Annotated in this window: 9 protein-coding genes; 7 read left to right on the top strand and 2 right to left on the bottom strand. The window is 39.8% G+C overall.

Annotation, left to right across the window (positions count from 1 at the left end; all coding sequences use genetic code 11):
• Positions 1 to 127 precede the first annotated feature (127 nt).
• From AC3A8L_RS15780 to AC3A8L_RS15750, 7 genes are all read left to right on the top strand, one after another.
• Positions 128 to 454 carry a helix-turn-helix domain-containing protein gene (locus tag AC3A8L_RS15780; protein WP_487963233.1) on the top strand — a complete coding sequence of 109 codons (327 nt, stop codon included), beginning with the start codon at positions 128 to 130 and terminating at the stop codon, positions 452 to 454.
• A gap of 1,147 nt (positions 455 to 1,601) precedes the next feature.
• Complete coding sequence (locus AC3A8L_RS15775) at positions 1,602 to 2,339, top strand: glycosyltransferase (RefSeq protein WP_487963232.1); 738 nt, start codon at positions 1,602 to 1,604, stop codon at positions 2,337 to 2,339.
• Positions 2,336 to 3,508: a nucleotide disphospho-sugar-binding domain-containing protein gene (locus tag AC3A8L_RS15770; protein WP_487963231.1), complete on the top strand. Its 1,173-nt coding sequence runs from the start codon at positions 2,336 to 2,338 to the stop codon at positions 3,506 to 3,508. The genes AC3A8L_RS15775 and AC3A8L_RS15770 overlap by 4 nt, the downstream gene beginning before the upstream one ends.
• Complete coding sequence (locus AC3A8L_RS15765) at positions 3,505 to 4,776, top strand: beta-barrel domain-containing protein (protein ID WP_487963230.1); 1,272 nt, start codon at positions 3,505 to 3,507, stop codon at positions 4,774 to 4,776. The genes AC3A8L_RS15770 and AC3A8L_RS15765 overlap by 4 nt, the downstream gene beginning before the upstream one ends.
• 54 nt (positions 4,777 to 4,830) lie before the next feature.
• Entirely contained in the window at positions 4,831 to 5,028 is a 198-nt protein-coding gene (locus AC3A8L_RS15760) for a hypothetical protein (RefSeq protein ID WP_487963229.1), read from the top strand.
• A 649-nt stretch (positions 5,029 to 5,677) separates the two neighbouring features.
• The gene (locus tag AC3A8L_RS15755; protein WP_487963228.1) at positions 5,678 to 7,765 is read left to right on the top strand and encodes a peptidase domain-containing ABC transporter; all 2,088 of its coding nucleotides are present in this window, start codon (positions 5,678 to 5,680) and stop codon (positions 7,763 to 7,765) included.
• A gap of 610 nt (positions 7,766 to 8,375) precedes the next feature.
• Positions 8,376 to 8,528, top strand: a complete 153-nt coding sequence (locus tag AC3A8L_RS15750; protein ID WP_487963227.1) for a hypothetical protein — start codon at positions 8,376 to 8,378, stop codon at positions 8,526 to 8,528.
• 1,198 nt (positions 8,529 to 9,726) lie between these two features.
• Here AC3A8L_RS15750 and AC3A8L_RS15745 read toward each other — a convergent pair.
• The gene (locus AC3A8L_RS15745) at positions 9,727 to 10,401 is read right to left on the bottom strand and encodes a helix-turn-helix domain-containing protein (protein WP_487963226.1); all 675 of its coding nucleotides are present in this window, start codon (positions 10,399 to 10,401) and stop codon (positions 9,727 to 9,729) included.
• Between the two features lie 360 nt (positions 10,402 to 10,761).
• A partial coding sequence (locus AC3A8L_RS15740) for a hypothetical protein (RefSeq protein WP_487963225.1) occupies positions 10,762 to 10,995 on the bottom strand: 234 nt, incomplete at its 5' end.

Here is a 10,995-nt window from a genome sequence, read left to right as displayed (position 1 = left end):
GGTAGAGGAGGTCTATTTTTTCTAATGTATTTAGGTGTGGTTATGTTTTAAGGGTTCCTGTCCTGCATTATTTTGCCTATATACACATGTCGGCATCAAGAACAGAATTGGTTAGGCATTAAGGTCTGTGTTTTTTCCTGATATTGAAAATAACCACGGCAAGAGCGCGACAGTGGCGACACTGAATTTTGATATCGATTTTGTAGCTGAAAATCATCCGGCAGTATTCGGTGATTTAACTTCAAGGCAGCACGATATTGTTGATATGCTTGTGCAGGGAAAAAACAATAAAGAAATAGCCAAAGCTTTATGTATCTCTAGCAATACTGTTAAAACACATATTTATAAAATTTTCCGTATATTGGGTGTTAGTAGTCGTGCCCAAGCGGTGGCGGTAGTTAATCAGGCGTTAATAGTCCCTGAACTCGAAGCTCCGCAGGTGTTCGCGATGTGAAAATATTTATGGTTCTTCGTAGATTTTTGTGAAAGTTAGGTAAAGTATCCCAACTTTGTGGCTTCCACTGCTGCATAGCGGCGCCCCCCCTTTTCGGAAAGGCTCTCATTTAGATTTATCATTCCTTGTTTATGTTCATCAGAATAGTGATTCGCTCACGCAATCCTAGGCATCTGCCCAAATCTGGTGTTTTAAACGAATTCTATAAACGGTCAAATCCGGAAGTTGTTTTGTGCACGTTCCTTGGTTGTCTTTATGTTTTATCGGTGCCTGCCTCATGGGTTTCGCCCCTTACACTTAATGCTCGAATAAGCCGCTCGCCTGCTAGCGTTAAGGGCGCATCGAAAGTTGTTTCAGTTGTCGGGGGAGTGGTCGAAATCACCCTTTTGGGTGATTGCTGGATTGCTGACTTGTTTATATTATCTATCAGTGGCAGCAAGTTGTGGGTAGACGTAGCTTCGCTGATGGGAGGGTAAGGTTATTTGGTTACTAAAGTCGTGAGCTGACTGGGCATCGAAATATCTATTTTGTGATTAGAGAATAGCGAGCTAGTCAAGGTTGGAGCCCGCAGTTACAGACCTTGAACGTATTGTGTTTGCTCCCCAAGGTAAAAAGTGGTAGAGGGTTAATGGGTGAAAAGGTTTATAAAATGCGAGTGTCTTCTTTTCTGAAGCAAATAAAACTCAATATGGTTTTATCGATGGTCGGTCTACGAATTCTTATGCTCGACTTTATTTCGTGCACGTTCCTAAGTGTATGTTTACGGTTGTACTGAATATCCACAATGGAATAAATTTATATCGTAAGGGTTTTTATCGGTTCGCTTATCGGCACTTTGGATGACTGTCAGAAAGGCTTAGTTTCCATGGTGAATAAAAATTGGGTTGCGGGTTTTACAATGCCGATAGCCTATAGAGTAGTACAAAAAAAATACGGGTTAATTATATTAATTATCATGTAATTCTTAGAAATACAAACCATAGTAGTGGTTAGTTAGTGATACAAAGGAAAGGTGGGCTAGATATGTATACCCTAAATGTAAATAAATATTCATTCGGTTCGATGAGCGAAAATCTTATATTGCCCGTAGTTAGAGAACTTGCATCAGGGTTTCCTTTGGTGTTAGGCGTTACGGATTTATTGTAATATGAAAGTTGCTGTGATTACTCCCTACCATATAGATAATTCTTTACTTTACGAATGTTTACTTAGCGTGCGACTACAAACGTATGAGAGTATCGTTCATATTATTGTTGGCGATGGCTGTGAGAGCGATGGGTTTTCGGAATTCGATGGGGTACATAACATTACCCTACCAAGTAATCTTGCGGACTACGGTTCTTCACCGAGGAGCATAGGTGTTGTTTATGCTAAAGCCCTCGGCGTTGATGCCATTACATTTTTAGACTCTGACAATTGGTTTGATAAAAACCATATTAAAAATATGATTAACGCGTCCCTTAAAGGCAATAGCTTGGTCGTGGCTTGTCAGCGAAATATATGCCATTTAGATGGGTCTATTATGGGAGTGTGCCCGCACAGTAATGGTGTTTTATTTAGTGATACAAATTGCATTTTTGTCCGTAAAGAAATGTTTGAACATGCTGGAAGTTGGTGGCTGATACCAGATGCATTACACTCGATGGGTGATCGTATTGTTTGGGACCGGCTTATTCATGCTACCGACAAAATCACCTTGCTAGATGATGTTACGGTTAATTACCGAAGTGCATTTCAGGGGCACTATTCTATGTTTGGCTTCCCTATACCTCAAGGCGTTAAATTAGGTGAAGATATTTTACTGCAGCACGATGAAATGGATCGCATGATAAAGCGCTCAGTTAAACGCTTTCAAGCCCTGAATATGCTAGAGGTGGTAACGTGAACATATTAATTGGCTGGGAATTAGGTGCTGGCAACGGGCACTATTACAACGTAAAGCCGATAGCGGAGGCTTTTTTATCCCAAGGCCATAATGTACGAATTTATGGTAATGGTTTACATAATATTCAGGATATTGATCCTAATATTCGCACAGGAATTGTATCTGAAATACCCATTGATCAAAGGGTTAGCTATCAGCGGGATACGGCGCTAAATAATATTGCAGATTTATATTATGTATTTGGTTTTCATAATCCTACATATATAGAGCGCTCATTAGATTCCTGGGAAACTGTTTTTTATGATTTCAATCCTGACGTAGTGATATCTGAATACGCCTTTTTTCTAAACTTACACGCGTATATAAATAATATTCCAGTAGTCAATGTAGGTACTAGCTTCACGTTGCCACCCCTTGTGGACAATGAGTCTGGTTATGTGAACTTTCCAGGTATCACTCAGCCAAGTGAAACGGTTGATATATCTCTTGGTAATATCAACCAAGTATTGGCTAAGAAAGGCATTAGTCCACTAGATTCAATAGTGCGTTTACATGAGGGTAATCGATTTGTGATGACGTTACCCGTGCTTGATATTTATGCGAAAGATCGTACGTCAAGCGATTATGTTCTACCGCTTGACGTAAATAGAATTGGAGGTGAGTTTGGTGAAAAGCTATTTGTTTACGTAAACGGAAATATCATTTTTTTTCCTCAGTGGCCGAAGCTGAAGAAGTTGTTGATGAAGCTTGGTGATGAGGTGATATTCTACGGTAAAGGCTTAAGTGTCGAAGACAAGAAGCAGTTGATGGAGAAAAAAGTCGAAGTCTTGTCGGCGTTACAGTCGTTCGAAAATATTAAGAAAAACTGCAGGGCGATTGTTCATCATTCCGGCCACGGTGTTTGCTTAAATGCTCTGTTAGCTGGGTTACCTCAGTTTATGTTACCACTGAACTTTGAACAGGAACTAAATGCACAAAAAATAGTTGACTGTAAATCGGGTACATTACTTAATCTTGATGACGTGTCAGGCGTATCAAAAGAGCGTCTAATAAAATATTTTTCAAGTTATGAAATCATTGATTCCACAAAAAAATATTCTTTCGCTGGGAAACCGAGTGCAGTAGATTGTATTGTTGATCGGGCTTTGTCGCTGGCGGGTGCTGCATGACGAAATCGATTTTTAGGCAGCAGGTAATTGATGAGCAAAAAGAAAGCTTATGGGGTGAGGTCTTGTTAGTACAACCTATATCCTTCACCTTATTGTTAGGTGTGATAATGCTCATTGTATTTTCGATTATCACTTATCTCATGTTGGGAACTTACGCTAGAAAACAAGCAACGTTTGGTGTTTTGCAGCCCAGTGAAGGCGTGTTTAGAATTTACAGTCCGAAGTTGGGCGTTGTTCGAAAGATAATGGTTGTTGAGGGTGATGAGGTAAGCGAGGGCGATGCACTATTTCTAATTAATGGTGATCAAATATTAAAAACAGGCGAATCATTAGAGGCTGCAATGTTGGAAGAGTACCAAAAGCAGTTCGAAATACTCTCTAAGCAATTTGATGATTTACCGAGTCGTTATGACTTGGAGGGTATAAAGATAGATAACCGCGTCATAGGGTTACAAAATGAAATTAGTATTTTAGTTCGCCAGAAAATTATTTTAGGTAAACAAACAGCGTTAGCCGAGAAGCAGCTAGCGAATAGAGAGGAGCTGATAGGTAAAAAATTAGCGTCTGGCAGTAGCGCAGACGACTTTAAAAAAAATCTCTGGCAGTTGCATGCTCAATCTGAACAGCTCGAGAGTACCCTGGGTCAGCAGGGTCAAGAAATAGAATCTGCGAAATTACAACTACGCACGCTTGGCTATGAATTTCAGGAGAAAAAGCAGCAAGCTGAGCAGGCTTTGAGTCAGTTACAGCAAAATATTGTGCAATTACAGTCTAGGCGGGCCCAGATTGTAAGGGCTGATAAATCAGGGACAATCACTGGCTTGCAAGTGTTTGAAGGGCAGACGGTGAACCCAAATGCATTGCTGGCTACATTGTTACCAAGTGACATGACTCTTGAAGCAAATATTTTAATTCCATCACAGGCCATTGGTTTTGTTGCGATTGGGCAGGAAGTCAACATACGTTATAACGCTTACCCCTACCAAAAATTTGGTATTTACAAGGGTAAAATAAAAAAAATTAGTCGGCATGTTTTGATGCCGCAAGAATTGTCAAATAGCCCGAGCTCAGCACTAACCATGGTTAATGGCAGTGCTGAACCGAGCTACCAAGTAACGGTTTCGCTAAGTAAACAGACCGTTACTGCTTTTGGCAAGAAACTGCCACTTAAACCAGGCGTTCAACTCGAAGCGGACATTCAGCTCAGTGCTCGAACACTGATGGAATGGCTTTTAGAGCCGCTGTACAGTTTGAAAGGACGGATCTAATTTAAGTGGATTTATTATAAATGATCATAATGATCAAAAGAAGGAAAAAAAGACATGTTAGTTTTATCAAATGATTTACTGGATTCTGTTCATGGTGCTTATAGCGGTGGTGATCCCGAGACTAACTATAAAAGCTCTTCAAGCTCAAGCTCACCACAAACCATTGCTCTAAGTAATAGGATGAAAGCAGGTGCGATCTTGTTCATGATTTATGGTGCGGAAATATATGTGATCGGAGACTCGCTGACATGAGTCAATACATATGGATCGTATAGGTATATCGCCTAAAGTATTTGAGTCTTTATCTCAGTGATTAGGCTCCTATGAGTTATAAGCAGAAATTTGTATCTCCTATGAATTCGTTAATTGAGCGCATTATCTCTTATCGCATGTTATCAATCCATCTCGATAGATTGTCAGTTATTACGTTAACGCTACCAAGTAACGGCTTTACTAAACAGGCAGGCCGAACTGCTATTTAAACCAGGCGTTCAACTCGAAGCTGATATTCAACTCAGTGCTCGAACACTGAGTTGAATGGTTTTTAGATCCGCCGTACAGCTTGAGCGGCGGATCTAATTTAAGTGGTTTTATTTTAAATGATCATAATGATCAAAAAAGGAAAGAATATATGTTAGTTTTATAAAATGCTTTACTGGATTCTGTTCATGGTGCTTATGGTGACCCCGAGGCTATCTATAAAGCAAAGAACAAATCGGGTGGCGTGGTAACTCTTTCCTAGATATGCATCGCCCCATATGCCCCATGCCAATATTCCCTCAACATGTGTGACCTATCATTAACACGGAATATATGCTTGTAAGATAAACTCTTCTAAATTCCTAAGATATGAATCGTATTGTTGTGATGTATATCTTAATTGATTAAGTAAGGCCATCTTGTGGACCTAGTACTCTTTACCAATAAAAATAAAACTCCGATTACACTCCAGACAGAAGCCACGGAGTGCGGGCTTGCATGTCTATCTATGATTTCCAGTTTCCATGGGCATAAAACCAACTTAATTGAATTACGTCAAAAGTACTCGATTTCAAGCCAAGGTGTTACCCTTAAAATGCTGATTGAGGTAGCAGGAGGGTTAAACTTAAGTGCCCGAGCCTTACAGTTAGAACTTGAAGATACCAAACAACTACAATTACCCTGCATATTACATTGGGACATGAACCACTTTGTGGTATTAACCTCAGTGAGTGATAAAAAATACACTATACATGACCCCGCAATTGGTAAGCGCGTACTGAATCAAAAGGAGTTTGCCAAACATTTCACTGGTATTGCGCTAGAGCTATCACCAACGGACGATTTCGAACAAAAAGAAATAAAAGCTACTCTTAAGCTCTCTTATTTTTGGTCGAAGATTACCGGATTGAAGCGATCATTAATTCAAATATTTATACTCTCTATTCTTCTGCAGCTGTTTTCGCTGGCCAGCCCGTTTTTTATGCAGACGGTTGTTGACGACGTACTTCTGTCGAAAGATGTAAATTTACTTATTGTTCTATCCATTGGCTTTTGTATGCTGATGCTCATCGAAATGACTACCAGTACATTGCGCAGTTTATTTATGATGAATATGTCCTATAAATTCAGCTTGCAAATGCAAGCAAATTTATTTCGCCATCTTATTCGTTTACCTATGGATTATTTTAAAAAACGGCATATGGGCGATGTAGTTTCTAGATTTGGATCTATAGATGCGATCGAAGATATTCTAACTACCGGGTTAATAGCCGCTATACTGGATGGTTTGATGGCCGTCTTGACCTTGACGCTAATGATGATTTATAGCGTAAAATTAGGCGTTGTGGTAATTGGTTTCGTTGTTTTGTATGCGCTGGTACGTATATCCTCTTACCATACGTTTAAGGTCCTAAATGAAGAAGCTTTAGTGGTTGATGCAAAAGTTGATACCGCCTTTATGGAAACTGTGCGCGCAATTCAAAGCATTAAAATATTCCAAAAAGAAAGCCGTCGTCAAAATTATTGGAAAAATAATTTAGTTGAATCGATGAATTTAGGGATTAGAGTTGAAAAGCTCAGCCTTGGTTACAGCGTGATTAATGGTCTTTTATTTGGTGTGGAAAATATAGTCGTAATCTATCTAGCTGCAATGTCTGTAATGGGCGATTTAATGTCGTTGGGTATGCTATATGCTTTTATGAGCTATAAGCAGCAATTTGTTGGGCGCATGAATTCATTAATTGATCAGGTTATTTCTTATAAAATGCTCTCGATCCATCTTGATAGACTTTCTGATATTACATTGACGAAAACTGAAAATACAGGTAGCACAGCACTGATTTCACGTAATGTTGAAGTTAGAGGTGAGTTAACCCTAATCGATGTTAGCTACCGCTATAGTCCATCTTCGGCTTGGGTTTTTGAAAATATAAATTTGACTATTAGGGCGGGGGAATCTATTGCAATAATTGGGGCATCTGGTTGCGGTAAATCGACCCTTATAAAAGTAATGATGGGTTTGTTTCAGGCGGAAAAGGGGAAAATTTTGATAGATGAAACAGACGTAAAACAATTCCCTCAATACCGCAGTTATATTTGTGGTGTAATGCAGGATGATGAATTGTTAACTGGTTCTATTGCTGATAATATCGCGTTTTCGGGTGATGAAATTGATGTAGGTAAGGTAGAACATTATGCCAAGATGGCGGCCATTCACGATGATATTATGGCCATGCCCATGAAATACAATACCCTTATCGGTGACATGGGCGCGTCTTTGTCAGGCGGGCAGAAGCAGCGTGTTATATTGGCGCGTGCTTTATACCGTGAACCTAAGATACTCTTCATGGATGAGGCGACTAGTCACCTTGATCTAAATAATGAAAGCATCGTCAGTGAGAATATTAAAAATCTTAATATTTCTCGAATCATCGTTGCCCACAGGAAGGAAACAATCGCCTCTGCTGATCGTGTAGTTGATTTGATAGACATAAATCTTGCAACTTAAATTTTGGTGGTTGATCTAAGTTGACTTTGCTCTTTGGTCTACCTCTATATGATTAAGGTAGCTTTAAGCCGTGAGAGCGAGTACAACCGAGGAGCAGAGTGCTGGAAAAGCGTACCTCCGGATCTGCATGGGGGGCTTTATGTAAATGATGTTTCTACTAGTGCTACATTTAGTTGATGTTTTAGGTTATAACGAATTATGGGGTTTTATAGTATCGGGTGTTCATGTGTACAGAATTTGGAGTTGATGCCTCATTTACCCCTATCAAAAATTTGGTATTTACCTGGGTAAGGTTAAAGAAATTAGCCGGCATGTATTGATGCCGCAAGAATTGTCAAATAGCCCGAACTCAGCATTGAGCATAATCAATGCCAGTGCTGATCCGAGTTATCAAGTAACGGTTTCACTAAATAATAAAACTGTTACTGCTTTTGGCAAGAAATTGCCACTTAAACCGGGTATTTAGCTGGAAGCGGACATTCAACTCAGTGCTCGAACACTGATGGAGTGGTTTTTGGAGCCGCTGTACAGCTTGAAGGACGGATTTAAATTGAGTGGTTTTAATGGATACAATTAACGCAATATCAATAATTTAAATAGGAAGAATATTATGGAAGTTATATCACAAGTTTTACTGGATTCTGTTCATGGTGCTTATGGCGTTGGTGATCCCCAAACTACCGCTGCAAATAGAGAAGCATTAAGAGAGAAGAAGCGTAAAAGAGATGAAGCAATGAAAGAGTTTGAGAAGATTTTTGGCTGAGTTTGAAACAGCCTGTCCTGGCGGATATAGGAGTTAACACGGACTTTTTTTAAAAAGTCTGAACGCCCTGGCAGTTTCTTACCGGGCGTTTATTTATTGTGAGAAATTTCCTAGGCGTTATCAGGGAAGTGAAATACCAAAATTTATTATAAGAAATCAATGCAGTATAAATAATCTAATTAGGAAAAATATTATGGAAATCATATCGCAAGTTTTACTGGATTCTGTTCATGGTGCTTATGGCGTAGGTGATCCCCAGACTACCGCTGCAAATCGAGAAGTATTAAGAGAGAAGAAGCGTAAAAGTGAGAGGGGTTGTGTAACGGTTTGTAAGTAATCAGCCATCCAGCGACCAAATAGGTAGTAGTAGAATATAGGCCGCGTAAGTTTATCTGAGAGAAGGGGTATGCATTGTTGATAAGTCATGTACGATGCATACCCAAAAAAATTACAGGGACACACACTAACTTGTTTATTGTTTGATCATAAAAAGCGGGCATAATCGGGGACCTCAAAAGTCACAATAATGGTAACCCTATGTGTCAGGCTAGTTGTCACACCACTTAACCCACACTAACCAAGCAGTACAGGCGATATTAAATAAAGTGACAGCCAAACAAATGACCATCTGAGAGCTCTAGGTATATTGTCGTAGATGTAACACCATATACCGGAAACAATAAATAACCCCAAGCGTAATAACTTGGGGTTATTTATTGGCGCAGTAGTCAGTCGTGGTGTTTTAAAAAAGGGTATTGAGCGGGAGGTGTTAAGCGGATTTTTGTTTACACTGCCGTTTTTTGGCGAAGCGTCGGTAATATTCTTGTTCGAAGAATTTGACGAGTGCCTGTCTCGATTATTGACATCGCTCCTCCTCGCAAGACAGTGCTTCTACGACCGTATTATCAATCACTTCGCCAGCCATAACCGCTGGAGATATACAACAGAGTGCAAGTATAATATTTTTTTCATTTATAATTTCCTTTTTAATTTTACCCCTAAAATCAAAAGCTTATCATCGGAGATAATCAAAACGATAATAAAGGCTTTAAGACTTCAGCAGTACCCGCATGAATTTAGTTGGGCGGGATGGGCAATATAGAAGGGAAATAATGGACCAACAATCACCCAAAAGGGTGATTGTTATGGCTAGACACTAATCACCCTTTTGGGTGATTGCAGATGGTAATAGTTACGATTATGATGCTAGCCGAGAGGGCGGCACGTTCTTTGCCAGGCTTTCATTCTCAACCTGCGGGCCTGGAGCACTCCGAAAGACAGCAACCGCCTGGGCACGACTACTAACACCCAACAGCTTAAACACATTACTTATATGCGTTTTTACTGTATTGCCGGATATACAAAGTGCGCAGGAGATCTCTTTATTATTTTTCCCCTCTAAAAGCATACCGATAATATCTCTCTGCCTGGATGTGAATCCATTAAAGACTGTATTCCTGCGCTCAATTGAGCAATCACGAGGTAAAGGCGCCACGCCATCAAGATGGTGGGGACTTTTAAGATTAGGAAAAAATACGTTGTGTAACGCATTAAATAGCTGCTCCCTTGGTGCTCCCATGGGCAAATAAGCCACACCATCAATCTCCTTAGGCGTACCATCAAAGTCACTCCCCCCAAACACATAGAATATGACTTTTTTCGAGGGGTGATCAAACTGGTGGATATCTTTTATATCGTGCGATTCGATAGAATGACGATAAGAAAAGAGATATTCACATTCATCAAGAGCCCTATAATCAAGCTCAGACTTTTCCTTTACATGATGAATGGTTGGGTCAACAAGTAACTTTTGAAAAATACAGTCAAGAGCATCAAAAAATAAATCACAGTAGTTTAGTATGATAATACTCATTTACATCTACGACCCATTAAAAAAACAGGGGAAATATACATAACTCTCTTCCCTATATATTGGCTACCGAAACATAGCGCCTATAAACAGCTAATCAAAGCCATTTCCTTTAGCTTAAGATTTATTAAAAACCATAAGGTCATAAAATATTAACACAATTATTCGAGGACAGGCACTCGCCAGATTAACAATATGCGAGAACAATAAGCGAGGACATGCACTCGTTAAATCACTAGATAAGTTATAAAGAACGCCAAGCCTAAAGCTATCCGATATTTGACTCCTCAGCCAATATTATCTAGTGTTAAGCCATAAAGCACTGGATAAGCAACCATGACTCAGCCGCGTAGCCAATTGGTATCAATAGACGATACTCCTTTCTACAACATTACAAGCCGCTGCGTTAGGCGGAGTTTTTTGTGTGGTTTTGACAAGGTTAACGATAAAAACTACGAGCACCGCCGCGACTGCACTGCTCGCTTGCTCCTGCGCTCCCAGTATTAATACAGCCCTGTACGTCGATCGAACAACGTAATCGCCTTTTAAGCTCGATATTCGCCATCGAGATCTGCGCCTATTCTGTAATGCACAATC

The organism is Marinagarivorans sp. (assembly GCF_982758155.1).
Note: the sequence above shows the minus strand (reverse complement) of the source record. Positions and strands in the feature narration are given on the sequence as shown.